Source organism: Pseudomonas sp. FG43 (genome assembly GCF_057809175.1).
Window position 1 is genome coordinate 324,985 of the sequence record NZ_JBMDJL010000001.1, and the last position, 23,677, is coordinate 348,661.

A 23,677-nucleotide genomic window follows, 5' to 3' on the forward strand; every position below is an offset into this window, starting at 1 on the left:
GCTCCGTAGAGGGACACCCAGACAGCAGACAGCGGGAAAAATCGCCATTCACCCTGATGCGCCCCAAACCAAAAGGGCGAGCAGCCTAGCACAATTGGCTGTGACGCCCTATCGCAGTCAGGACCAGGATGAATGAAAGGAGATCGGCAGGCGCATCACAGACCGGTCATTGACCGGCATGCCACACAGTTCGTCATGAACGACCGCATGGACCAGATAGAACGGCACCACCGGCAAGGTCTTGAGCAGATCCCGGGCATGCTCGACCGAGCGCAGATGCATCGTCTTGCCCTCAGGGCTCTTCAACATCCGGGAACCGCCCTCCATGCATACTTCAAGCAGGTAGATACCGCCTTCGATGGAAATCAGATTCAGCTCATCGACACGCCCCGCATGGGCATGATCGGTAAATTCCTGAACATTCATGATCGAACCTCGCAGTTGCTCTGGAAGAATCAGTACCGGTTTTCTACCTCATCAAGGCACAAGACGCCAGAAACGAAACCGCCCGCCCTCTTTGTTCATCACTGAACACAGAGGGCGGGCGGCAAGATGCTGAGCAGCTCTTAGTGTTTCGTCAGCTTGTCCAGATACCCCATCGCAAACGCAGACACCACAAAGGTCATGTGAATGATCACGTACCACATCAGGTATTGCGGCTCGATGTTCTTGGCATCCATGAAGACGCGCAGCAGGTGGATGGAAGAAATCGCCACGATAGAGGCCGCGACCTTCATCTTCAGCGATGAGGAATCCATCGTGCCCAGCCAGTTGAGCTTTTCCTTGTTCTCGTCGATATCCAGTTGCGAGACGAAGTTCTCGTAGCCGGAAATCATCACCATGACCAGCAGACCGCCCACCAGCGCCATGTCGATCAGCGACAGCAGGACCAGGATCAGGTCAGCCTCGGCCAGGGAAAAGATATTGGGGAGAACGTGGAATACTTCCTGAAAGAATTTCAGGCCAAGAGCCAGCAACCCGAGGGACAACCCGAAATAGATGGGTGCCAGCAGCCAACGCGATGCGTACATCGCATTCTCGAAAAAACGTTCCATTGAGACTCGCCAGTGATTTGGAATGACGGGCGAGTATATCAGCGAGAACCCGCAGCTCTAGAGTTGCGACAAAATGACACAGAAAAACCTTCACCAGTCATGGTGAATACGGCCTGTGCCCCACACCTAGAAGGGAAACGAACGCTGATAGCGGGCAATGTCACTGTTGATACGGCGCAGTTCACCTTGCATATGCAGCCTCCAGATCGGCACATCGCCGGCACCTTGATAACCATGCAGGACAAGGCTTTCGGAGATGGCGAGCAATACCGACTCAGCGGCCAGCAGACCACGGAACGGCCCTTGAGACTTGATGGCTGAAGGCTGTTCGCCGGACATCCCGGCGGCGAAGAGCAACATCCACATGCCTCCATCGTCGGGAAGAGGCCGGATGACACATTCAATGCGGGTCATCAGCCCCAGGCATTGACGGGTAAGACAGAGGCTACGCGGCATGGCGAGTTCCTCGTTAGCGACAGTATTCGTCATCCCCTGTTCAAGCGAGTGACGCGCCAGTCCATTTGGCCACTGCGGTAATCACACAGAATAGAAGAAAAGCCTCAGAACAAAAGCAGGCCGGATGAACGGCATCCGGCCTGCTTTCTGTATGTATCGACTTCAATGCCGCCTCGCGAATGAATCTCCCACAGACGCTGTGGTTCCGTAGGAGCGACTTCAGTCGCGAAGAGGCCCGTATACCCAGAGAATACGAGTCTTAGGCTTTTAGCTCGGGCTCCTTCTCCAGTTCTTCCTTGAGGTCTTCATCGCTGAGCATTTCCGCGATATCGCGCAAGCGCTCCACCACGCGGGCGTTGACGCTGCCTTCGGGGAATTCGCCATTCTCGTCCGGCGTACCGGCAGGCTCGCCGACCAGCAGGCTCAATGCCTCGTCCGCCTGACGCACCGCATACACATGGAACTGCCCGGCGCGCACGGCTTGCAGCACGCGCTCATCAAGCATCAGGGTTGCGACGTTGGCCTGCGGAATGATCGCGCCCTGCTCTCCCGTCAAACCACGGGCTTCGCAGAGACGGAAGAAGCCTTCGATCTTCTCGTTGACCCCGCCCACCGCCTGCACTTCACCGAACTGGTTGATCGAGCCGGTAATCGCAAAGCACTGCTTGAGCGGCGTACGCGAAAGCGCCGAAATCAGTGTGCAGGCCTCACCCAGCGAGGCGCTGTCGCCATCGACATAACCGTAGGACTGCTCCAGCGCGATACTGGCCGAAATCGCCAGCGGGAATTCCTGCGCATAGCGGCTACCCAGATACCCCGTAAGAATCATCACGCCCTTGGAGTGAATCGGCTGCCCGAGGTTGACCTCACGCTCGATGTCGACAATGCCACTGCCACCGGGGTAGACCGTTGCCGAAATGCGCGCAGGGACACCGAACGCCGAATCACCGACCTCCAGCACCGTCAGCCCGTTGCACTTGCCGACCGCAGCACCGTCGGTATCGATCAGGATGATACCGGCCAGCATGTCGTCGAGAATCCTGGCCGAGACACGCCCGGTGCGCGTGGCCTTGGCCTTGAGCGCACGCTCGATGTGCCCGGCATCGGTCTGCTCTTCGTTAGCCAGTTGGCGGATGAAATCAGCCTCGCTGACCAACTGGAACAAATCGCCGATACGCGCCGACAGGCGCCCTTGGTGCTCGGCCAGACGCGCACTGTAGGTTGCCAGACGGGCAACGGCATCAGCCGTCAGCGGCGCCATGCCTTCTTCCGAAGTACGGGTTTTCAGCAACTGGGCGAACTGCTCCAGGGTTTCGTCGACCATCGGGATTTCTTCATCGAAATCCACCAGTACCCGAAACATCTCCTGAAAGTCAGGGTCCAGGTCCTGCAAGGTGTAATACAGCGAACGCGCACCAATGATGATGATCTTGACGTTCCACGGGATCACTTGCGGGGTCAGCGTGACTGTCGCCAGACGCCCCATCTCGCCCAGAGGCGACTCCATTTTCAACTTGCGCGATTGCAGCGTGCGCTTGAGCGCATCCCAGACAAACGGCTCGCTGAGCATCTTTTCCGCTTCAAGAATCAGGAAACCGCCATTGGCACGATGCAATGCACCGGGACGCAACTGGCGATAGGTGGTGTAGAGCGCACCCTGGTCTGTGCTGTACTCGATACGGCCAAACAGGTTGTCATAAGTCGGATGCGGCTCGAACACCACAGGCGCGCCACCGCTATGGGTATGACCCACCACAAGGCTCGGGCTGTATTGCTCTTCCAGAAGCTTGCGCGCCTGGGCATCGGTCTTGCTGTCATCGACCAGTTGCTCGACAACCGTCTTGAGCAGATAGACCTGCACCGCCTGCAAATACGCGCAGACAGCTGCGTTCTCCGCATACTTTTCTGACAGTGGCGCCAGAATAGGCTGCAAAGTCAGGGTAATGGTTTCTTCGTTCAACTGGCGCAGTTGATTACTGGACTCACGCTTCCATTGCGGCAGGCTGGCCAGTTCTTCGTTCAAGCGCTCTTCAAGACCGGAGATATCTTCGTGGAAACGCTCCCGCTCGGCTTCCGGCAACTGGGAGAACTCGGCCTCGTCCAGCGCCTTGCCATCAGCCATTGGCGTAAAGGCAATATTGGAGCTGTCGCGGTACAGCGCAATGTCCTTCTCCAGCGCCAGGCGCTCGATCACGTCCAGAGCACGGTCATAGCGCTGGTTGAAGGCGCGGTCGATGGCGCTCTTCTTCTGCTGATACGACGGGTGCTCGAATACCGCCGGAAAGGTCGCCAGCAGGTTATCGATCAAGACGCCGATGTCGGCAATGAAATCCTGAGCGCTGCCCGGTGCAAGCTCCAGTGCCTTGGGCTCGCGCGGCTCATCGAAATTATTGACGTAGACCCAGTCCGACGGGGTCTGCATGCGCTTGCCCTCGGCCTTGAGGTAGCGTTTTACAAACGAAAACCGGCCCGTGCCGGGCTCCCCCATGACAAACACGTTATAACCGGGACGCGGCATGGCGACCCCGAACTGCAAGGCCTCTACGGCTCGCTCCTGGCCGAGGACACCCCGAAAGGGCTCCAGATCATTGGTCGTCGAAAAGCTGAACTGTTCAGCGGAAAACGGGCGTGTCAGCGCTTGTGGCGCTAGACGAAGGCTGGCTGCGACAGAATCGGGCATCAGTGTTCCTTACATCAGGCGGGGCAGATGTCGGCATTCTGGCGCTCGCCGGACAAGACTTGCAAGACGGGAAAGCCCGGAATGTCCGTTCCCGCCGCGAACATGGCTGCGGGAACACAAAAAACCTTCATGACGCGAATAAATCTGCAATCGGCCACGGAACCCTTGGAACCGACCTAAACTCCAAACTGCGCATGTGGTTACAAATAGCCATTTGCCTTGATGTATCGGTGGTGCGAGAAGTCAGCAAACACAAGGCTTGTCACGCCAAACCGGTTCAAGAACCCCGACCTCGGTTGACATAAAAGAGAAAAAAGCTATGAAACGGATTCTTCTTGGAACGCTCTTCACCGCAGTCTCTATCAACGCTATGGCACAAGCACCCGGCGGTCCTGATTGCGGCTGGGGCAACATGCTGTTCGAAGGCCAGCGTGGCACACCAGCTCACTTCCTGGCATCCACCACCAACGGCACTTCCGGCAACGCCACCTTCGGCATGACCTCCGGCACCAACGGCTGCTCCACCAACGGCGCACTGACCTACGGCGGCAAATCCTGGCTGGCCATGAACGGCATGATGGATGAGCTCTCCAAAGACATGGCCATGGGCCAAGGCGAGGCACTGACTACCTATGCGGTCGTACTGGGCGTTGCACCAGAAGATCGTGCGCATTTCGCCGCAGTCACCCACGAGCACTTCTCGCAAATTTTCAGCAAAGCCGACACCACCGCTGAAGACGTTCATAGCAACACACTCAACGTTCTGAAAAACGATCCGACCCTGGCCAAATACGCTACCCAGGCCTAAAGTCGTTTGCCCGCCTTTCGGCTCCGAAGGGCGGGTCCCCATCTCCTGACAAGTTGCTCTCTATGCTCAAACGTCTTGCGTACCTGGCGCTGTGTGTCTGTGCCCCGTTGTCTGCCGCTCCACACCTGAGCGCAGACCGTTTGCAGCAATTGGCCAATGAGCCTTTCTGGCTTTCTCTGGGCCATTACGAAGCAGGCAAGCTGGGCGGCTGGCGCAGCCACGTCGACGACCCCAGATTCTTTCTCTCTGCCGAGGGTGCCCATGACCCCAAGGCAGAGCTGAGCGCCACCCTTGAAGCCCTTTACGCACCTGCCGGCAACGAGCAGACACATGCACAGTGCGTCTATCCATCGCGTACTCGCTGGCTGCGCAACCAGTTGCAACTGACCGACCTGCCCAGCGTGGATTGCAAGGAGTTCAAAGCCTGGTTCAAGGATGTTGCCCCTGACAGCACGGTCTTGATCTTCCCCGCGGCCTACCTCAACAGCCCGTCCTCGATGTTTGGCCACACACTGCTGCGCATCGACCCGGCCAGCGCCAAGAGCAGCGGTACAACGCTGCTCAGCTACGCCATCAACTTCGGCGCCTATATCGAAGGCATGGACAACAGCATTCTGTACGCCTGGAAAGGCCTGATGGGCGGTTATCCCGGCCTGTTTGCGCTGGTGCCCTATCAGGAAAAGCTTTCTGAATACCGCAGCCTGGAAAACCGCGACCTGTGGGAGTACCGCCTGAACCTGACCACAGCCGAAACCGAACGCATGGTCGAGCATGTCTGGGAGCTGAAACAGATCCGCTTCAGCTACTTCTTCTTCGATGAAAACTGCTCTTACCGCCTGCTGGAGCTGTTGGAGGTGGCCCGGCCAGGCCTGAAGCTGACCCCTCAATTCGGGCTGACGGCCATTCCCACCGATACCGTCAAGGCTATCAAGGCTGCGGGCCTGGTAGAGAAAATCGAATACCGCCCTTCCCGCGAGCGTGAATTACTGAGCCGCGCCGAACCACTGAGCCCGGATGAACAACAGTGGGTATTGCAAGTCAGCGCCGACCAGACACAGCTCAAAGACAACCAGTACCTGGCTCTGTCCAAGGAACGTCGAGCCCTGATCCAGGACGCGGCCTATCGGCTTGAACGCTATCGTGCAAACGGCCTGGAACGGGATGCCACCCGCTCGCAACGCAGCTTTGAGCTTTTGCAGGCCATCAACCAGAACCCGCCTCCGCAACTGGATATCCAGCGCCCTGGCCTGCCGGAAGAAGGACATGAGTCGCGAACCTGGCAACTGGGCGCGGGCAGCCGCAACGACCGGGCCTTCGCCGAATACGGTCTGCGCATGGCCTATCACGACCTGAACGACAACGCCTACGGCTTCCCGCTGGGAGCACAGATCGAGATTCTTCAGCTCAAACTGCGCCAATACGAAGGCAATGACTGGCAGGTGCAGCAACTGGATCTGGCGACCATCCGCTCTCTGACGCCACGTAATGCCTTGCTCAAGCCCTGGTCATGGCAAGTAACGGGCGGGCTGGAACGTGTGTTGGGCAAACATGGCGACGAAAACCTCGTCAGCCATGTGAATGGCGGTGCCGGTGGAACATGGCAACTGGGCGAGGAAGTGCTGGGCTTTGCCTTGGGCACCGTGAGGATCGAACACAACAATGACTTCTCGGCGTTCGTCTCGCCGGCAGCCGGGTTCAATACAGGCGTGCTCTGGCGCAACCCGCTGGGCAACCTGAGCCTGGAAGCCAAGGGCGATTATTTCACCAACGGCGAAGTACGGCGCAGCATCAGCCTCAACCAGCAATGGGAACTGTCCCGCAACCTGGGCCTGCGCCTGAGCGCCCAGCGCGAGTTCAGCCAGATGGCCACCCCGCAGAATGAAGTGATGCTTGAAGTGAAGTGGTATCACTATTGAGCACGCACTCATCAAAAAACACACAGGGCGGTAGGAGCGAACTCATTCACGAGCCCCCCGTATATCCAAAAGAATCCATCGCCTTCAATGGCGTCTCGCGAATAAATTCACTCCTGCACAGGCAGGGCACTCCATAGAATTTATCGACACATCTTTTACAAATAACTCACAAGCCGCCCACTACACTTAAGCCACCTGTAGAGGAAAACAGAAATGAACCTGCGCTGGGTGTTGTTGTGGCTGGTTGTCGTGCTGACAGGCTGTCAGTCCGCCCATGATCATTTAGTGGCCCAAGGTTACCCACCGGCATTCGCTGACGGTTTTCAGGATGGCTGCGGCAGCGGCAAGGAAGCAGCCGGAGCATTTACCGGTCAGTTCAAGAAGAATGTCCCCCGCTATCTCAAAGACCCGCTTTACGCCGAAGGCTGGAACGACGGATTCCGTCAGTGTCAGGCCATGGCCGACAGGCGTGACCGGCTCGACCCCGGACAAGTCTGGAATGATCGCGACCGCGACTGGGAACGTGAAAAAACCCGAAGTGCCGCCAAGGCCTATCGTCCAGATTAAAGACGCTTCGCAACATTCGACGAAACCAATCAGATGCAACCATGGCCCAAGCTCCAAAGAGGAGAACACACCATGAGTCGCGCTTTCGTCAACGAAGACAATGCCGCCGCAGGGGCCAGCCAACCGGTCGAGCGCCTTGTCAGCACGCAACCGAACTATGTAACAGCCCACGGGCTCTTGCTTTTGCAACAGCAAGTCAATGAATTGCATTCACAGCACAGCTCACAAGCGGCCCTGGGTGACAGCGCCGATAAACAACGCCTGGCCGATCTTGAACGGGACCTGCGCTATTTCACCCAGCGCCTGCAAAGCGCGCAGGTGGTTACGCCAGCCATCTCAACAGAACAGGTACAGATCGGCAGTTGGGTGACATTCGCGGATGAACAGGACAATCGCCAGCGCGTGCATCTGGTCGGAGAGGATCAGGCCGATGCAGCCAAGGGGTTGATCAACTGGAGTTCGCCACTGGGGCGTGCATTGCTGGGGACGCAATTGGGGGACGAGGTGTTATGGAAGCGCCCGGCCGGGGATCACGTCATCGAGATCGTATTGATCGAGCCCGATGACGGAGCAGCCGGGGCGTAGCCATTCATCGCAATGCCGTACAAGGCGGCATTGCGACGAGAGGCCTTATCAGGCCAGCTTCTTGTGGCGAACACGATGCGGCTGTGCCGCTGCATCACCCAGACGCTTTTTACGATCGGCTTCGTATTCGGTGTAGTTGCCTTCGAAGAAGACCGCTTGCGAATCGTCTTCGTACGCCAGGATGTGGGTTGCCACACGGTCCAGGAACCACCGATCGTGAGAGATCACAATGGCGGCGCCAGGGAAGTCCAGCAGGGCTTCTTCCAGCGAACGCAGGGTTTCCACGTCCAGGTCGTTGGACGGTTCGTCGAGCAGCAGCACGTTGCCGCCCTCTTTCAAGGTCAGCGCCAGGTGCAAGCGACCGCGCTCACCACCGGAGAGGTCCTTGACGAACTTCTGTTGGTCGCCGCCCTTGAAGTTGAAACGCCCCACGTAGGTGCGCGACGGGATTTCGTAGTTGCCGATGCGGATCTGGTCCGAACCATCGGAAATCTGCTGGAAAACGGTCTTGCTGCCGTCCAGGTCGTCACGGCTTTGATCGACACAGGCCAGTTGCACGGTTTCACCGATTTCGATGCTGCCAGAATCCGGCGTTTCCTTGCCCATCAGCATGCGGAACAGGGTCGATTTACCGGCACCGTTACCACCGATCACGCCAACGATGGCGCCTTTAGGCATGGCAAACGACAGATTGTCGATCAACACGCGATCGCCATAGCCTTTGCTGACGTTCTTGAACTCGATGACCTTGTCGCCCAGGCGCGGGCCGGCCGGGATGTAGATCTCGTTGGTTTCGCTGCGCTTCTGGAATTCCTGCGACTGCATTTCTTCAAAGCGTTGCAGACGGGCCTTGGATTTGGACTGACGCGCCTTGGCACCTTTGCGAACCCACTCCAGCTCGTCTTTCATGGCCTTTTCATGGGCAGACTGCTGCTTGGATTCCTGGGCCAGACGCTCGGACTTGGCTTCCAGCCAACCCGAATAGTTGCCCTCGTACGGAATGCCTGCGCCGCGGTCGAGTTCCAGAATCCAGCCAGCCACGTTATCCAGGAAGTAACGGTCGTGCGTGATCGCAACCACGGTACCCGGGAAATCGTGCAGGAAGTGCTCAAGCCAGGCGACCGAATCGGCATCCAGGTGGTTGGTTGGTTCGTCGAGCAGCAGCATGTCCGGCGCGGACAGCAGCAGGCGGCACAGGGCAACACGGCGTTTTTCACCACCGGACAGCACGGAAACCTTGGCATCCCAGGCTGGCAGACGCAGCGCATCGGCGGCGACTTCCAGTTGGCGCTCCAGGTTATGGCCATCGCCAGCCTGCAGGATCGCCTCCAGCTTGGCCTGTTCGGCAGCCAGCTTGTCGAAGTCGGCATCAGGGTCGGCGTATTCGGCGTAGACCTGATCCAGACGGGCCTGGGCGTCCTTGATGACGCTGACCGCTTCCTCAACCACTTCACGAACGGTCTTGTTCGGGTCAAGTTGTGGCTCTTGCGGCAGATAACCCACATTCAGCTCAGGCATCGGACGCGCTTCGCCGTCGAACTCGGTATCGACACCGGCCATGATTTTCAACAGCGTGGACTTGCCAGAGCCGTTGAGACCCAGAACACCGATCTTGGCGCCCGGGAAGAAGGAAAGGGAGATGTTCTTGAGGATTTCACGCTTCGGCGGCACAACTTTGCTCAGCCGATGCATGGTAAAGACGTATTGAGCCATGGAATGAAAACCTAGCGTCTGTGAGGGTGACTGATAAAGCGCGAGCTTTTATTTGTCTATGCTACTTGCCGCCGTGCCATTCCAAGCCTTGAATGAAACAGACAGAGAAGGGACTTCTGCATCCGGGCAAATATAAAGCTGGATCGATGTTTGCAAACAGTGGATTCACTCTTGCAGGAGTCGGTTTACAACGCGCATCGGGCAAAGCTACCCGAATGCGGCCTGTAGGGCAAACGATCCGGCCCCGCAGGACTGGCACTTAGCTACAAGTCAGGGCATGCTAGCCGCCCTTTGGGCGTCGGGCTTATATTGCATAATGCACTCGCTGCTTCAGTCCAGTAGTCAGGAACAACGATTTGCCAACACCAACGCCCTCCACGCCATTAGAAACAGCCAAAAGCACAACGATTGTGCCTTTGCGTAGTTCCTTGAAAGGGCTACTGGCAGCGCTGGTTCTACTGATGCTTGCATTGTTGCTGTGGCAACTGCTTGAGCAGTTTCATCAGACGCAAGAGCGGCAGCGGCAGCGGCAGCGCAGTCTCGACTACAGCACTCAACTCGCCGACCGCCTTAGCCTCAACATGGCTCTGAGCGCCCAGATCACCATGAACCTGCTCGATGAGGGATCCCCCTCGGGCAGTAATGCCTCGCAACAGAAGCCGCCACTGCAAAGACTGCGTGAAACCGTACCGTCCTTGCGCAGCGTCGCATGGCTCGGCCCTGAAGGCGACGTAATCAAAGACAGTGCGGAAGTTACCCTTGACGGTGCGTTTCTAAAGAGTGCGCTCCAGCAGGCATTGGGTCGACCTTATTTCTACACCAACTCCGAAGACGGTTCGCAGATATACATGTTCGTACACCAGGCCGAAGGCCTTGGCGGTGCCTACTGGGCAGTACGCATGGCTCCGGATGCACTCAAGGCGCTGATCCAGCAGCCCAGCCAGGACTTTCAGCATCTATGGCGGCTTGAGAACCGCGTGACCCAACGAGTCATCCTGCGCGATGCCTCGCTGCAAACCGACTCCGGGAACACCGAAAGCGTCCTGCTGCAACCACTGAGCAACAGCGACTGGCAACTGCACGGCCTGTTCGATGCCTATAAGGCACGCCAGGAGCTGCTTGCGCCCCTGATCGTGAAATGTGTAGTCGGCCTGCTGTTTTCGCTGCTGCCGCTGGCCGCAATCCTCAGCCTGCGCCGTCGTCAGCGCCAACTGCTGGAAAGCCGCCGCCGCTATCAGGACATATTCGAAGGCGCGGGCGTTGCCATCTGCGTACTGGACATGTCCGACCTGCCCGAACAGCTCGAAACCTTCCAGATCCGCACCTCGGAAGACTTCGACCGTTTTATCGAGATCCAGCCGGGGCTCCTGAAGCGACTGCTGCAACAGTTACGCATCACCGAAGTCAACCAGGTTGCCCTGAGCCTGTTGAATATCAAGTGCGGCGATGAGGCCTGGCAGCAACTGATCGAGGGCGAATCACGCGCTCGTCCCGGCATTGGTATCCAGGTGATTCATGCCGTCCTGAACAGGCAGCAACGCCTTGAACTGGAAATTCGTCTCACTCAGGAGTCCGGCCAGGACCAGCATCTATGGCTGGTATTAAGGCTGCCTGAAACTCAGTCCGATCATGATGCGGTGATCCTCAGCATCGGCGACATCACCAGCCGCAAACAGATAGAGCTGTCATTGCAGGAGCGGGAGCGTTTCTGGTCAGACGTGGTACGCACCGTGCCGGACCATCTGTATGTGCAGGACGTACTCAGCCAGCGCATGATCTACAGCAACCACCATCTGGGGCAGACGCTGGGCTACAGCAAAAGCGAGCTGCATGCCATGGGTGAATTCTTCTGGGAGATACTGCTGCACCCGGACGACGCCCAGATCTATCAGGACATGCGCCTGCGCCAACGCCATCATGGGCACAACGAACTGCTGCAATGTGCCCTGCGCTTTCGCGACAAGGACAACACCTGGCGCTGCTTCGATATCCGCGAACAGGCACTGGCCCGGGACAAGGACGATCTGGTCACACGCATCATCGGCGTCGCCAAGGACGTCACGCGGCAGGTGGAAGCCAGCCAGTCCCTGCGCGACAGCGAGCAGCGTTACCGGATGCTCGCCGAGAGCATCAGCGATGTCATCTTCTCCACCGACAGCCTGCTTGAAGTCAACTATGTCAGCCCGTCGGTCCAGAGCGTACTGGGTTACAGCGCCGACTGGATCATCAAGAATGGCTGGAGCTCCACCGTTGCCAACCCGCAACAACTCTCGGGCTTCTACAACCTGATAGCGCGTATCAGGAAAGTACTCGACAAGCCGCAGGAGCTGGCCCGGTTGCGCAGCGATGTCCCGACCCAGATCTATTTGTTCGACTGCCTGCGCGCCGATGGCCGCAAGATTCCTGTAGAGCTGCGGCTGGTCCTGGTATGGGATGAGAGCGGCATATTCGAGGGCATCCTGGGCGTCGGTCGCGATATCAGCATCCAGCGTCGCGCCGAAAAAGACCTGCGAATGGCCGCTACGGTTTTCGAGCACTCGACGTCCGCGATCCTCATTACCGACCCGGCGGGCTATATCGTCCAGGCCAACGACGCCTTCACTCGGGTCAGCGGCTATGACGTGTCACAAGTGCTCGATCAATTACCGAACATGCTTACCGTGGATCGAGAGCAGGAAGCCCACCTGCGCTATATCCTCAAACAACTGAACCAGCGCGGCACCTGGGAAGGCGAAGTCTGGCTCAAGCGTCGCAATGGCGAGCATTACCCGGCCTGGGTCGGCATCACGGCCGTGGTGGATGATGAAGGCGACCTGGCCAGCTACGTGTGCTTCTTCAGCGATATCAGCGAGCGCAAGGCCAGCGAACAGCGTATTCATCGCCTGGCCTATTACGACGCCCTGACCCACCTGCCCAACCGCACGCTGTTCCAGGACCGTCTGCATTCGGCTCTGCAACATGCCGAAAGACAGCAAGCCTGGGTGGTCCTGATGTTCCTGGACCTGGATCGTTTCAAACCGATCAACGACTCGCTGGGCCATGCCGCCGGTGACCGTATGCTCAAGGAAATGGCCACACGCCTGCTCGCGTGCGTCGCCGACGATGACACCGTCGCACGCATGGGGGGCGATGAGTTCACCCTGTTGCTGCAACCGGGCGCCACCCGCGAGATAGCCCTGAACCGCGCCATCCATGTTGCCGAGCAAATCCTCAACAGCCTGATCACGCCTTTCGTGCTGGAGGGACGTGAGTTCTTCGTGACCGCCAGTATCGGTATCGCTCTGAGCCCGCAGGACGGGAACGAGTTGAGCCAGTTGATGAAAAACGCCGACACCGCGATGTATCACGCCAAGGAGCGCGGCAAGAACAACTTCCAGTTCTATCAGACCGACATGAACGCCACGGCTCTGGAACGTCTGGAACTGGAAAGCGACCTGCGCCACGCCCTGGAGCAGCAAGAGTTCACGATTTACTACCAGCCTCAGTTCAGCGGCGACGGCAAACGCCTGACCGGTGCCGAAGCGCTGCTGCGCTGGCGCCATCCTCGTCGCGGCCTGGTGCCGCCCAGCGAATTCATTCCGGTTCTGGAAGAACTCGGTCTGGTGGTGGAAGTCGGGGACTGGGTATTGGCCGAAGCCTGTCGTCAGCTCAAGAGCTGGCATCAGGCAAAAGTGCGGGTCCCGAAAGTGTCGGTGAATATTTCCGCAAGACAGTTTTCGGACGGCCAACTGGGCAACCGCATCGCCCGGATGCTGGGCGAAACCGGCCTGCCACCGGCCTGTCTGGAGCTGGAACTGACCGAAAGTATCCTGATGCGCGAAGTCAATGAAGCCATGCAGATGCTCGATGGCCTGAAGAATCTGGGGCTGAGCATCGCGGTCGATGACTTCGGCACCGGTTACTCGTCGCTGAACTACCTCAAGCAGTTCCCCATCGACGTCCTGAAGATCGACCGCACCTTCGTAGACGGCCTGCCATCGGGTGAACAGGATGCTCAGATCGCCCGCGCTATCATCGCCATGGCCCACAGCCTGAATCTGGCGGTGATCGCAGAAGGCGTCGAAACCCACGAACAGCTGGAATTCCTTCGCGAACATGGTTGCGACGAAGTACAAGGCTACCTTTTCGGTCGCCCGATGTCGGCCTCGCAGTTTGAAGCGCAGTTCAGTAATGATGCGTTGTTCATGTTCGACTAGGTCGAACAGGAACACAGCGGCAAGCTGCAAGTTGGGAGCTTCAAGTAAAAGCAAAAGCGGACCGTGTGTTCTCGCATATGTCCGCTCTTGCTTGCCGCTTGTAACTTGCAGCTTGCAGCTTCCCCTCCTACTTGCCGTCTGCTCATCCGACAAATGAACCCCTTTCATATGCCAGATAAAACGCGATGGGGTAGAATGCCCCCCTTTTCCGCTCCAACCCTCGAGGACTGCCATGTTCAGCCGTGATTTGACTCTCGCGAAGTACGACTCCGATCTTTTTGCCGCAATGGAGCAAGAAGCCCTGCGCCAGGAAGAGCATATCGAGCTGATTGCCTCGGAAAACTACACCAGCCCGGCTGTCATGGAGGCTCAGGGCTCGGTCCTGACCAACAAGTACGCCGAAGGCTATCCGGGCAAGCGCTACTACGGTGGCTGCGAGTACGTCGACGTCGTTGAACAACTGGCCATCGACCGCGCCAAGGAACTGTTCGGCGCCGATTACGCCAACGTCCAGCCACACGCTGGCTCCCAGGCAAACTCCGCTGTTTACCTGGCTCTGCTGCAAGGCGGCGACACCATTCTGGGCATGAGCCTGGCTCACGGCGGTCACCTGACCCACGGCGCCAGCGTCAGCTCCTCGGGCAAACTGTACAACGCCGTTCAGTACGGCATCGACGCCAATGGCATGATCGACTACGACGAAGTCGAGCGTCTGGCCGTCGAGCACAAGCCAAAAATGATCGTTGCTGGTTTCTCTGCCTACTCGCAGGTTCTGGACTTCGCCCGTTTCCGCGAAATCGCTGACAAGGTCGGTGCTTACCTGTTCGTCGACATGGCTCACGTAGCCGGTCTGGTTGCCGCTGGTGTCTACCCGAACCCGGTTCCATTCGCAGACGTGGTCACCACCACCACCCACAAAACCCTGCGCGGCCCACGTGGCGGCCTGATCCTGGCTCGCGCCAACGCCGACATCGAGAAGAAGCTGAACTCGGCTGTATTCCCTGGCGCACAAGGCGGCCCACTGGAGCACGTAATCGCCGCCAAGGCTGTCTGCTTCAAGGAAGCACTGCAACCGGAGTTCAAGGCCTACCAGCAACAAGTGGTCAAGAACGCCAAGGCAATGGCTGGCGTGTTCATCGAGCGCGGTTTCGACGTGGTTTCCGGCGGTACTGAAAACCACCTGTTCCTGCTGTCCCTGATCAAACAGGACATCTCCGGTAAAGACGCAGACGCCGCCCTGGGCCGCGCCTTCATTACCGTGAACAAGAACTCCGTCCCGAACGACCCACGCTCCCCGTTCGTCACCTCCGGCCTGCGCTTCGGCACCCCGGCAGTGACCACTCGCGGCTTCAAGGAAGCAGAGTGCAAGGAACTGGCTGGCTGGATCTGCGACATCCTGGCTGACCTGAACAACGAAGCGGTGATCGACGCCGTTCGCGAGAAGGTCAAGGCCATCTGCGCCAAGCTGCCGGTTTACGGCGCTTGATAGCGTAGTTGCTGGTTACATGAAAAAGCCCGGGCTCTTGAGTCCGGGCTTTTTCATTTATGGGGGGCTTTCACGCGGCCTGCGGAATAGATACATAGCGCCAGAGTTGCAAGCACGATACAGACAAGCGTGAATGGCCCTGGCTGACCCGGCGGCAAAACACCGGCTATCAACCCACAGCATGCAGCCATCGCCTGATGTATGAATCCGGTCAACGCCATGGCGTAGGGACCGCTGGCAGACGCACTCTGATTGGCAAGGGATTGGCAAAGTGGGTAAACGATGCCCTGACCGACAAGCAATAAACAGTAAGGTAGCCACAGAGCAGAGCCTGTTGCCGGAAACAGGAACTGCCCTGCCCCCATCAGCAAGGCACCCAATGCCAGAAGCTTCAACCCAAGCATCAGGCTCTGATCCTGACTGCGTTTTAAAAGCAGCCAACCGACCGACAAGGCACCAAGCATATAGGCACCGCTGACTGGCCACCCCATCCAGCCATACTCCACGGAAGTCCAGTTGAAGCGAAGCTGAAAGAGCGCTGGGGCACTGGCTCCGAAAAGAATAATCACGCCATAACCCAAGCCCCCCGCCAATACTGGTCGCATGAATTGAACGTCTTGAATGAGGGTGCCGTATATTTTTCGACCTGGGCTTGAGGCCCGACGATCAGGCGCTCCACCCGGGGTGTATCGCATAACAGGAAAGATCAATAAAAAGCCCAAAGCTGCACTTGTGAAAAAAACTGCCCTCCAGCCCCAGGCTGTATGTATCAACGCACCAGCAAACTGCGCCAGACCCAGCGATATCACAAAGCAGATCGACAGCCAGCTCAGAGCCTTTGCCAAATGCTGCGCACTGAAATTATCGCGTAACAACACACGAGCCATGACCGAAATACCTCCGGCAGCCGCTCCTTGAACAGTGCGACAGATAATGAACATGCCAGTGTCGGCCGATAGCGCAACACCCAGGCTGCTGATAGAAAACAGCAAAAGCGCCCAGATCATAGTTGCCCTGCCCCCCAGCAAGGCCGCCACTCTGCCCCACAGCAACATCGGCAACCCCATCCCCGCCAGAAATGCCGAAAGTGTCAGCGCCGAAAAACCGGGGCTGGCATGATAACTTTCGACAATTGAGGGCAAGGACGGGAGATAGAGGGTTATGCCTGACTGCGCCGTCAGCACGGCCAGACAAGAGATAACAATATGGCTGTTGATTTTCATGGTGAGGTAGCTAGGCCACGGTGAGTTGTATGTGCTGTTATTCAGCTCATTGGAAGAGGCACGAAAAAGCGGAAATCAAACTTCCGGCAGTTGAATGGCTATTTTTGCAGTGCTATTTATTAATGTATGTAGGGGATTTCTGAGCTGAAACACTGCCTTGATGGGGCCCTGAAGATGGGAAGCAATTTTTCGTTGCAGATCGAGCGCGCCGCTTATGAGGAGTTCATCCGGTTGTGGAACCAAGGGAGCTTTGAGCATCAGCGATTGGGCCAAGCGTTCTATAACCACTTCAACCTACACAAACTTACCGATCAAGTTTCATTGCATAACCTCTACGAGGCTGATGGTGAGAAAGCCTCGGGGTTAATTTTGAGACTGTTCCATCTTCACTGAGCGGCAGGTTTGGGCAGATAACGGCAGTCGACCAGCGGTACCCCTGGAACCAGCTTGCCAGCGGTGAGTTGGTTCAGTGGGGAACGGTGTCAGGTGTGGAGCCCGCACTTTGGGTCTTGCACACATCCAGGCGGCTTGCGGCTCCAAAGGTTCGCGCATTCGTCGACTTCATGTGTGACAAATACTCGGACATGTCTCTTGTTCTGAGGGGATAGACCCCATTAAGCCTGACCCGGGTGCCAACTATTGGCCGACTCTGTTGAAAAAGTCGACTTTCAACAGAATCGACCGGCAACGGACGATGGCGAACCCATAGCCAGCAACGCCGCTTTTCATAAAACCCGTTACGCCCCCACCATCGCGGAAAACGCTGCCCGAATCTTCTCTTCCGGCAATTCATCGGCAATGAACACGATCACGCTTTCGCGTTTTTCGTCTTCTGCCCATTCGGTATCCCAGTCGAAGCCATAGAGTTTCAGCACGCCCTGGAACACCATTCTCCGGGGCTCGCCTGCGATATTGAGCACGCCTTTGTAGCGCAGCAGTTGTTTGCCGTGATCTTCGAGCAGTTCGTTCATGAACTCGCTGAGCTTGTCGATATCCAGCGGTTTGTCGCTGCGCAGCACCAGGCTGGAGATGCGGTCGGCGGATGTTCCAGCCGGGGCAAGCGGGCGCAGGGTGACGCCACCACCGAGGTCGGCGTTGAGGTTGAAGCCTCTGACATCCAGCAATTCGGCCAGATCGATCTTGCCGTGTTCAACGATACGAATCGGTGCGCGGCGGTTGATACGGGTCAGGCGGGACGAGAGAGCCTGGAAGGCTTCTTCATCCACCAGATCGCGCTTGCTCACCAGCAGGCGGTCGGCGAAGCCTATCTGTGCCTGGGCGATGGTCTGGGCCAGGTGGGTGTCGGCATGGGCAGCATCCACCAGCGTGATGATGCCGTCGAGGATGTAGCGCTCGCGCAGTTCTTCATCGATGAAGAAGGTTTGCGCAACGGGAGCCGGATCGGCAAGCCCGGTGCATTCGATCACCAGTCGGTCGAAGGCGATTTCACCGCTGTCCAGTCGTTCCAGCAGCAGGTACAGGGCTTTGGTCAGGTCGGTGTGGATGGTGCAGCAGACGCAGCCATTGGACAACGTCATGACTTGCACGGGGTCTGTGCCGAGCAACTGGCTATCAATGCCGGCATCACTGAATTCGTTTTCGATTACCGCGATTTTCAGGCCATGTTCGGCCTTGAGCAAATGGCGCAGCAGAGTGGTCTTGCCTGCTCCCAGAAAGCCGGTCAATACGGTTACGGGGATGGGTTGCGCAACAGTCATGTGTACTCCAGCAATTCAATGTGTCCGGTATATCGCCTTCCCGGATGAATCCGGTCCTACAGAGTAATACCGATCAGTCCTGCAGAGACCTGTAAAAACGACAACGCCACAGGTATTGGCCTGTGGCGCGTCGATTCAGACAATAACGCAGATCAGAGGGTCAGCAACACTTGGGACCACCCTTGCCGCCGTAACGAGCCTCTTGTCGTTCCCGAAAGAACTCCTCGTAGCTCATCAACGGCTTGTCCGGGTGTTTGGCCTGCATGTGTTCGACATAGGTGTCGTAGTCAGGCATACCCACCATCAGACGCGCGGCCTGACCGAGGTATTTCCCGAGGCGACTCAGGTCATTGAACATGGGCTGATCCTCTCTTCATGACCGTTATCACACCTGCGATCCCGGAGGCATGGCCTGGTATGGCATTTCCTTGTCGCTGCGCTCTTTCTTGATCCAAGCCGCACGGCCGACTTTCAGCGCGTAGAACAGGATGCTGGACACGACGAACAGGAACAGGATGGTCAGACCGGCGTTGGTGTAAGCGTTGAAGATCACGTGCTGCATCTGGTCCATGGTCTTGGCCGGAGCCAGGATCTGACCGGCATCCGCTGCGGTGCTGTACTTCTTGGCCAGTGCCAGGAAGCCAATGGCAGGGTTGGAGTCGAACAGCTTGATCAGGCTCGCGGTCACGGTGCAGATCAGCAGCCAGGATGCAGGCAGCAAGGTCACCCAAACGTAACGCTGACGCTTCATCTTGATCAGCACGACACTGGCAAGCATCAGGGCAATACCGGCCAGCATCTGGTTGGAGATACCGAACAGCGGCCACAAGGTATTGATGCCACCCAGCGGGTCGATCACACCTTGATAAAGCAGGTAACCCCACAGTGCGACGCAGCCACCTGTACCAATGGCGTTGGCCACCCAGGACTCGGTGCGCTTGAGAGCAGGTACGAAGCTGCCCAGCAGGTCTTGAAGCATGAAGCGACCGGCACGGGTACCGGCGTCCACAGCAGTCAGGATGAACAGGGCTTCAAACAGAATCGCGAAGTGGTACCAGAACGCCATGGTGTTTTCACCCGGCAGGACCTGGTGCAGGATCTGCGCGATACCGACCGCGAGGGTCGGAGCACCACCGGCACGGGCCAGGATGGTGTTCTCGCCGATATCCTTGGCCACAGCGGTCAGTTGCTCGGGCGTAATGGTAAAGCCCCAGTTGCTGATGGTTTGCGCCACAGACACCACATCACTGCCCACAATTGCAGCCGGGCTGTTCATGGCGAAGTACACACCCGGCTCGATCACCGAAGCGGCAACCATGGCCATGATGGCGACGAAGGACTCCATCAACATGCCGCCGTAACCGATGTAGCGGGCGTTCTTTTCGTTATCCAGCAGCTTGGGCGTGGTGCCCGAGGAGATCAGTGCATGGAAGCCCGACACCGCACCACACGCAATGGTGATGAACAGGAACGGGAACAGCGCGCCTTTCCAGACCGGACCTGTACCGTCGGTGAACTGGGTCAGAGCCGGCATTTTCAGCTCGGGTGCCAGAATCAGGATGCCGATGGCCAGCGCGACGATGGTACCGATCTTGAGGAAGGTAGAGAGATAGTCACGCGGTGCGAGCAGCAGCCATACCGGCAGCATTGCCGCCACGAAACCGTAGCCCACCAGCATCCAGGTGATTTGCACACCGGTGAAGGTAAACATGGGGCCCCAGACCGGATCCGCAGCCACCGAGCCGCCTATCCAGATGGAAAGCAGCAGCAGAACCACGCCGATGATGGAGATTTCACCAATGCGACCCGGGCGGATGTAGCGCATGTAAACGCCCATGAACATCGCGATCGGGATTGTCGCCATGACCGTGAACATGCCCCACGGGCTTTCAGCCAGGGCCTTGACCACGATCAGCGCCAGCACCGCAAGGATGATGATCATGATCAGGAAGCAGCCAAACAAGGCAATGGTGCCGGGAATGCGGCCCATTTCCTCACGAACGATGTCGCCCAGGGAGCGACCGTTACGGCGTGTGGACAGGAACAGAATCATGAAGTCCTGTACCGCGCCCGCCAGAACCACACCGGCAATCAGCCAGAGTGTGCCGGGCAGGTAACCCATCTGCGCGGCCAGTACCGGGCCGACCAATGGGCCTGCGCCTGCGATGGCTGCGAAGTGGTGTCCGAACAGAATGTGCTTGTTGGTCGGCACATAGTCCAGACCATCATTGTTGACCACGGCCGGGGTTGCCCGCAGCGGGTCGAGTTGCATGACATGGTTAGCGATGAAAAGACTGTAGTAACGATAAGCGACCAGATAAATAGCTACAGCAGCGACCACGATCCACAAGGCATTGATTGCCTCGCCACGACGTAGTGCCACCACCCCCAGGGCACAAGCCCCAATAATTGCGAGAAGCAGCCAAGGCACGTGGCGCATTAGGCTATTGTTATTTTTCATTTTCTTATTCCAGCAGAGTTGACTAGAAGGCAAGCACTCCGAGTTTAGCCCTGTCAGAGCGAAAGGCCACCCCCAACGATGGTCTAGAACACTTTTGACAGGTCAAAACTCAAATATCTGACTCGCACGGGGCCAGATTCCTGCCGTCGCGTACACCAGACAATAAAAATCGCCCACAGGCTGTTCGGCAACCCCGTTCAGGTCTATCGTGCGTAGACAAGGGTGCCATTATCAATGGCATGTCCGCTGGCTCACATGTCAGTCGATACCACGAGAGCTCACTTGATGACCGACTCCCCCTCAGATCGCCGTCGCTTCAAGCGCATCGCGTTCGATGCCAGGACCGACCTCAACCAGGGCAGCAACAACTGGAAAGTGCAGTTGCTCGACCTCTCTCTGAAAGGACTCCTCATCGAAAGGCCGGAACCCTGGACGGGTGACCCGGACGAGCACTTCCTGGTCGACATCCATCTCAGCGACGATGCCTACGTGAAGATGGACGTGAAGCTGACCCATGACGACAACCATCACCTGGGGTTCGTCTGCCTGCATATCGGACTGGAATCGATCAGCCATTTGAAGCGGCTGGTGGAGCTTAATCTCGGGGATCCGGCAGAGCTGGATCGTGAGCTGGCGGCGTTGATCGAGATTTGAGTCCGAGACTGAGTTCCGATCAAAATCACTTTGTGGAAGGCAGCTTGCTGGCTACTTCAGCGTACAGACGCATAATATCTGTCGATTTCAAGGCCTTTTTCGCCAGCAAGCTGCCTCCTACAAGTTTGTTTTGGCCTTGACTGATCAGCCCTACTCGAACAACGCATCCAGCGCCTGTTCCAACCGGGTGACCGCAATGATCTGCAAACCGGCTGGTGCTTCCTTCGGTGCGTTGCCCTTGGGCACGATGGCCCGCTTGAAGCCATGCTTGGCGGCCTCTTTCAGGCGCTCCTGACCGCTGGGCACCGGCCTGACTTCGCCGGAAAGCCCCACCTCCCCGAACACCAGCAGATCATGAGGCAATGGCCGGTTGCGCAGGCTGGACATGACAGCCGCCATCAACGCCAGGTCAGACGCGGTCTCCAGAACTTTCACCCCGCCCACCACATTGAGGAACACATCCTGGTCATGGGTCGGTATGCCGCCATGGCGATGCAAGACCGCCAGCAGCATGGCCAGACGATTCTGATCCAGCCCCAGCGTCACCCGACGCGGGTTGGACATGTGACTGTCATCCACCAGCGCCTGCACTTCCACCAGCATCGGGCGCGTGCCTTCCCAGGTCGCCATGACCACGCTGCCGGGCACTTCCTCCTGAGCACGGGTCAGAAAAATCGCTGACGGGTTGGAAACTTCCTTGAGCCCTTTGTCCGTCATGCCGAACACGCCCAGTTCGTTGACGGCGCCGAAACGGTTTTTCACCGCCCGCAGCAAACGCAGTCGTCCATCCGACTCGCCCTCGAAATAGAGAACGGTATCCACCATATGCTCCAGGACACGGGGCCCGGCCAGCGCACCTTCCTTGGTCACATGGCCGACCAGGAAAATCGCCGTGCCGCTCTGCTTGGCGTAACGCACCAGCAGGGCAGCGCTTTCACGCACCTGCGCCACGCCACCGGGAGCGGATTGCAGTTGCTCGGTGAAAATCGTCTGGATGGAGTCGATCACCATGACCTTGGGATGCTCGACACGCGCCGTGGCGATGATCGACTCGATGCAGGTTTCGGTCATCACCCGCAGTTTGTCCTGAGGCAACCCAAGACGCCGGGCGCGCATGGCCACCTGTTGCTGGGACTCTTCGCCCGTTACATACAGGGCTGGCATGCGCTCGGCGATATTGCACAGGGTTTGCAGCAGAATCGTGGATTTACCGATACCCGGATCGCCACCGATCAATACGACAGAGCCGTCCACAAGGCCGCCGCCCAGGACCCGGTCCAGCTCGTTGGAGTTGGTCGAGAAGCGTGGAATCTCTTCGACACTGACTTCGGCAAGGGTCTTGATCTGGGCCTGCGAGCCTGCCCAACCGGTACGTCCGCTGGGCGCAGCTGCCGCGCCGCTTTCCAGCATGGTTTCAACCAGCGTGTTCCAGGCGCCGCAATCACTGCACTGGCCAGCCCATTTGGGAAAAGTCGCACCGCACTCAGTGCAGCCGTACAAGCGTTTGGCCTTGGCCATGACAACCCCAGTCGTAAAAAGCAGCATGATAACGCAGCAAATGCCGCGCCGCCGGAACTCGGTTTTTGCCGATCCGGATAAAACTTACCGCACCAACCCCGGTCGATTGCACATGTACACAGCAGGATACACATTGCTCCATTACACTGAATCCGGTCATCTCCCTCTGTAACAAGGAATCACCCATGAGCGTACTAAGCGAATTCAAGGCCTTCGCCGTCAAAGGTAACGTGGTCGATATGGCCGTGGGTATCATCATTGGTGCAGCGTTCGGCAAGATCGTTTCGTCATTCGTCGGTGACGTGATCATGCCACCGCTGGGCCTGTTGATCGGCGGCGTGGACTTCAGTGATCTGGCCATTACCCTGAGAGCAGCCGAAGGTACGACGCCCGCCGTGTTGCTGGCTTACGGCAAGTTCATCCAGACCGTTCTCGACTTCGTCATCGTTGCCTTCGCAATCTTCATGGGCGTCAAGGCCATCAACCGCCTGAAACGCGAAGAAGCCAAGGCCCCGACTCTGCCGCCAACGCCGTCCAAGGAAGAAGTCCTGCTGGGCGAGATCCGTGATTTGCTCAAAGAGCAGAACAAGCCAGCGGCGCCGGTTACTGTGGACCCTGGTCGTCCAGTTTGAAGCAAGACT

At 57.9% G+C, this 23,677-nt stretch carries 17 protein-coding genes and 2 pseudogenes; 9 read left to right on the top strand and 10 right to left on the bottom strand.

The genetic code is table 11. From position 1 onward, the window contains the following. Positions 1-117: 117 nt before the first annotated feature. The 4 genes from ACODS3_RS01490 to ACODS3_RS01505 form a co-directional block, all read right to left on the bottom strand. Positions 118-426: a DUF6482 family protein gene (locus ACODS3_RS01490; RefSeq protein WP_201018720.1), complete on the bottom strand. Its 309-nt coding sequence runs from the start codon at positions 424-426 to the stop codon at positions 118-120. Between the two features lie 140 nt (positions 427-566). After that, entirely contained in the window at positions 567-1,055 is a 489-nt protein-coding gene (locus ACODS3_RS01495; protein WP_201006355.1) for a TIGR00645 family protein, read from the bottom strand. 126 nt (positions 1,056-1,181) lie between these two features. Next, positions 1,182-1,511 (bottom strand): PA4575 family protein, encoded by a 330-nt coding sequence (locus ACODS3_RS01500; RefSeq protein WP_201018719.1) that lies wholly within the window; start codon positions 1,509-1,511, stop codon positions 1,182-1,184. Between the two features lie 259 nt (positions 1,512-1,770). After that, the gene (locus tag ACODS3_RS01505; protein ID WP_201006358.1) at positions 1,771-4,191 is read right to left on the bottom strand and encodes a Lon protease family protein; all 2,421 of its coding nucleotides are present in this window, start codon (positions 4,189-4,191) and stop codon (positions 1,771-1,773) included. Between the two features lie 319 nt (positions 4,192-4,510). On the opposite strand from ACODS3_RS01505, the gene ACODS3_RS01510 reads away from it, so the two are divergent. The 4 genes from ACODS3_RS01510 to ACODS3_RS01525 all read left to right on the top strand — a co-directional run bounded on the left by ACODS3_RS01510 (position 4,511) and on the right by ACODS3_RS01525 (position 8,067). Beyond that, positions 4,511-4,999: a DUF3015 domain-containing protein gene (locus tag ACODS3_RS01510; RefSeq protein ID WP_201006360.1), complete on the top strand. Its 489-nt coding sequence runs from the start codon at positions 4,511-4,513 to the stop codon at positions 4,997-4,999. 62 nt (positions 5,000-5,061) lie between these two features. Continuing rightward, positions 5,062-6,915 carry an Lnb N-terminal periplasmic domain-containing protein gene (locus ACODS3_RS01515; protein ID WP_489032944.1) on the top strand — a complete coding sequence of 618 codons (1,854 nt, stop codon included), beginning with the start codon at positions 5,062-5,064 and terminating at the stop codon, positions 6,913-6,915. 213 nt (positions 6,916-7,128) lie between these two features. After that, the gene (locus ACODS3_RS01520; protein WP_201018717.1) at positions 7,129-7,482 is read left to right on the top strand and encodes a hypothetical protein; all 354 of its coding nucleotides are present in this window, start codon (positions 7,129-7,131) and stop codon (positions 7,480-7,482) included. A 72-nt stretch (positions 7,483-7,554) separates the two neighbouring features. After that, complete coding sequence (locus ACODS3_RS01525) at positions 7,555-8,067, top strand: GreA/GreB family elongation factor (RefSeq protein ID WP_489032946.1); 513 nt, start codon at positions 7,555-7,557, stop codon at positions 8,065-8,067. Positions 8,068-8,115: 48 nt separating this feature from the next. Here ACODS3_RS01525 and ettA read toward each other — a convergent pair whose 3' ends face one another. Continuing rightward, positions 8,116-9,780, bottom strand: coding sequence for an energy-dependent translational throttle protein EttA (gene ettA / locus ACODS3_RS01530; RefSeq protein ID WP_201006368.1), 1,665 nt, complete (start codon positions 9,778-9,780; stop codon positions 8,116-8,118). 1,211 nt (positions 9,781-10,991) lie between these two features. Here ettA and ACODS3_RS01535 point away from each other — a divergent pair. Beyond that, a pseudogene (locus ACODS3_RS01535) lies at positions 10,992-13,976 on the top strand (EAL domain-containing protein); the annotation flags it as partial. A 232-nt stretch (positions 13,977-14,208) separates the two neighbouring features. Continuing rightward, complete coding sequence (gene glyA, locus ACODS3_RS01540) at positions 14,209-15,462, top strand: serine hydroxymethyltransferase (protein WP_095067767.1); 1,254 nt, start codon at positions 14,209-14,211, stop codon at positions 15,460-15,462. A 53-nt stretch (positions 15,463-15,515) separates the two neighbouring features. Here the strand turns inward: glyA and ACODS3_RS01545 are convergent, their stop codons facing one another. Further along, complete coding sequence (locus tag ACODS3_RS01545) at positions 15,516-16,685, bottom strand: MFS transporter (RefSeq protein WP_489032949.1); 1,170 nt, start codon at positions 16,683-16,685, stop codon at positions 15,516-15,518. Between the two features lie 431 nt (positions 16,686-17,116). Here ACODS3_RS01545 and ACODS3_RS01550 point away from each other — a divergent pair. Beyond that, a pseudogene (locus ACODS3_RS01550) lies at positions 17,117-17,293 on the top strand (LysR family transcriptional regulator); the annotation flags it as partial. Between the two features lie 129 nt (positions 17,294-17,422). Here the strand turns inward: ACODS3_RS01550 and yjiA are convergent. The 3 genes from yjiA to ACODS3_RS01565 all read right to left on the bottom strand — a co-directional run bounded on the left by yjiA (position 17,423) and on the right by ACODS3_RS01565 (position 20,864). Continuing rightward, positions 17,423-18,403 (bottom strand): GTPase, encoded by a 981-nt coding sequence (gene yjiA, locus ACODS3_RS01555; RefSeq protein ID WP_201018714.1) that lies wholly within the window; start codon positions 18,401-18,403, stop codon positions 17,423-17,425. 160 nt (positions 18,404-18,563) lie between these two features. Continuing rightward, positions 18,564-18,761: a YbdD/YjiX family protein gene (locus tag ACODS3_RS01560; protein ID WP_201006376.1), complete on the bottom strand. Its 198-nt coding sequence runs from the start codon at positions 18,759-18,761 to the stop codon at positions 18,564-18,566. A gap of 27 nt (positions 18,762-18,788) precedes the next feature. Continuing rightward, the gene (locus ACODS3_RS01565; protein WP_201018713.1) at positions 18,789-20,864 is read right to left on the bottom strand and encodes a carbon starvation CstA family protein; all 2,076 of its coding nucleotides are present in this window, start codon (positions 20,862-20,864) and stop codon (positions 18,789-18,791) included. A 285-nt stretch (positions 20,865-21,149) separates the two neighbouring features. Here ACODS3_RS01565 and ACODS3_RS01570 point away from each other — a divergent pair, with 285 nt between their 5' ends. Then, the gene (locus ACODS3_RS01570) at positions 21,150-21,518 is read left to right on the top strand and encodes a PilZ domain-containing protein (RefSeq protein ID WP_489032952.1); all 369 of its coding nucleotides are present in this window, start codon (positions 21,150-21,152) and stop codon (positions 21,516-21,518) included. A 150-nt stretch (positions 21,519-21,668) separates the two neighbouring features. Here the strand turns inward: ACODS3_RS01570 and radA are convergent, their stop codons facing one another. Continuing rightward, a complete protein-coding gene (radA, locus tag ACODS3_RS01575; RefSeq protein WP_201006382.1) occupies positions 21,669-23,036 on the bottom strand; it encodes a DNA repair protein RadA in 1,368 nt (455 codons plus the stop codon). Between the two features lie 185 nt (positions 23,037-23,221). Between radA and mscL the strand changes: the two genes are divergently transcribed. Beyond that, positions 23,222-23,668, top strand: coding sequence for a large-conductance mechanosensitive channel protein MscL (gene mscL, locus ACODS3_RS01580; protein ID WP_201006384.1), 447 nt, complete (start codon positions 23,222-23,224; stop codon positions 23,666-23,668). Positions 23,669-23,677 lie beyond the last annotated feature (9 nt).

Coding starts and splice junctions, on each gene's coding strand:
- ACODS3_RS01490 (WP_201018720.1), bottom strand. CDS start 426: ATGAATGTTCAGGAATTTACCGATCATGCCCATGCGGGGCGTGTCGAT.
- ACODS3_RS01495 (WP_201006355.1), bottom strand. CDS start 1,055: ATGGAACGTTTTTTCGAGAATGCGATGTACGCATCGCGTTGGCTGCTG.
- ACODS3_RS01500 (WP_201018719.1), bottom strand. CDS start 1,511: ATGCCGCGTAGCCTCTGTCTTACCCGTCAATGCCTGGGGCTGATGACC.
- ACODS3_RS01505 (WP_201006358.1), bottom strand. CDS start 4,191: ATGCCCGATTCTGTCGCAGCCAGCCTTCGTCTAGCGCCACAAGCGCTG.
- ACODS3_RS01510 (WP_201006360.1), top strand. CDS start 4,511: ATGAAACGGATTCTTCTTGGAACGCTCTTCACCGCAGTCTCTATCAAC.
- ACODS3_RS01515 (WP_489032944.1), top strand. CDS start 5,062: ATGCTCAAACGTCTTGCGTACCTGGCGCTGTGTGTCTGTGCCCCGTTG.
- ACODS3_RS01520 (WP_201018717.1), top strand. CDS start 7,129: ATGAACCTGCGCTGGGTGTTGTTGTGGCTGGTTGTCGTGCTGACAGGC.
- ACODS3_RS01525 (WP_489032946.1), top strand. CDS start 7,555: ATGAGTCGCGCTTTCGTCAACGAAGACAATGCCGCCGCAGGGGCCAGC.
- ettA (WP_201006368.1), bottom strand. CDS start 9,780: ATGGCTCAATACGTCTTTACCATGCATCGGCTGAGCAAAGTTGTGCCG.
- glyA (WP_095067767.1), top strand. CDS start 14,209: ATGTTCAGCCGTGATTTGACTCTCGCGAAGTACGACTCCGATCTTTTT.
- ACODS3_RS01545 (WP_489032949.1), bottom strand. CDS start 16,685: ATGAAAATCAACAGCCATATTGTTATCTCTTGTCTGGCCGTGCTGACG.
- yjiA (WP_201018714.1), bottom strand. CDS start 18,403: ATGACTGTTGCGCAACCCATCCCCGTAACCGTATTGACCGGCTTTCTG.
- ACODS3_RS01560 (WP_201006376.1), bottom strand. CDS start 18,761: ATGTTCAATGACCTGAGTCGCCTCGGGAAATACCTCGGTCAGGCCGCG.
- ACODS3_RS01565 (WP_201018713.1), bottom strand. CDS start 20,864: ATGAAAAATAACAATAGCCTAATGCGCCACGTGCCTTGGCTGCTTCTC.
- ACODS3_RS01570 (WP_489032952.1), top strand. CDS start 21,150: ATGACCGACTCCCCCTCAGATCGCCGTCGCTTCAAGCGCATCGCGTTC.
- radA (WP_201006382.1), bottom strand. CDS start 23,036: ATGGCCAAGGCCAAACGCTTGTACGGCTGCACTGAGTGCGGTGCGACT.
- mscL (WP_201006384.1), top strand. CDS start 23,222: ATGAGCGTACTAAGCGAATTCAAGGCCTTCGCCGTCAAAGGTAACGTG.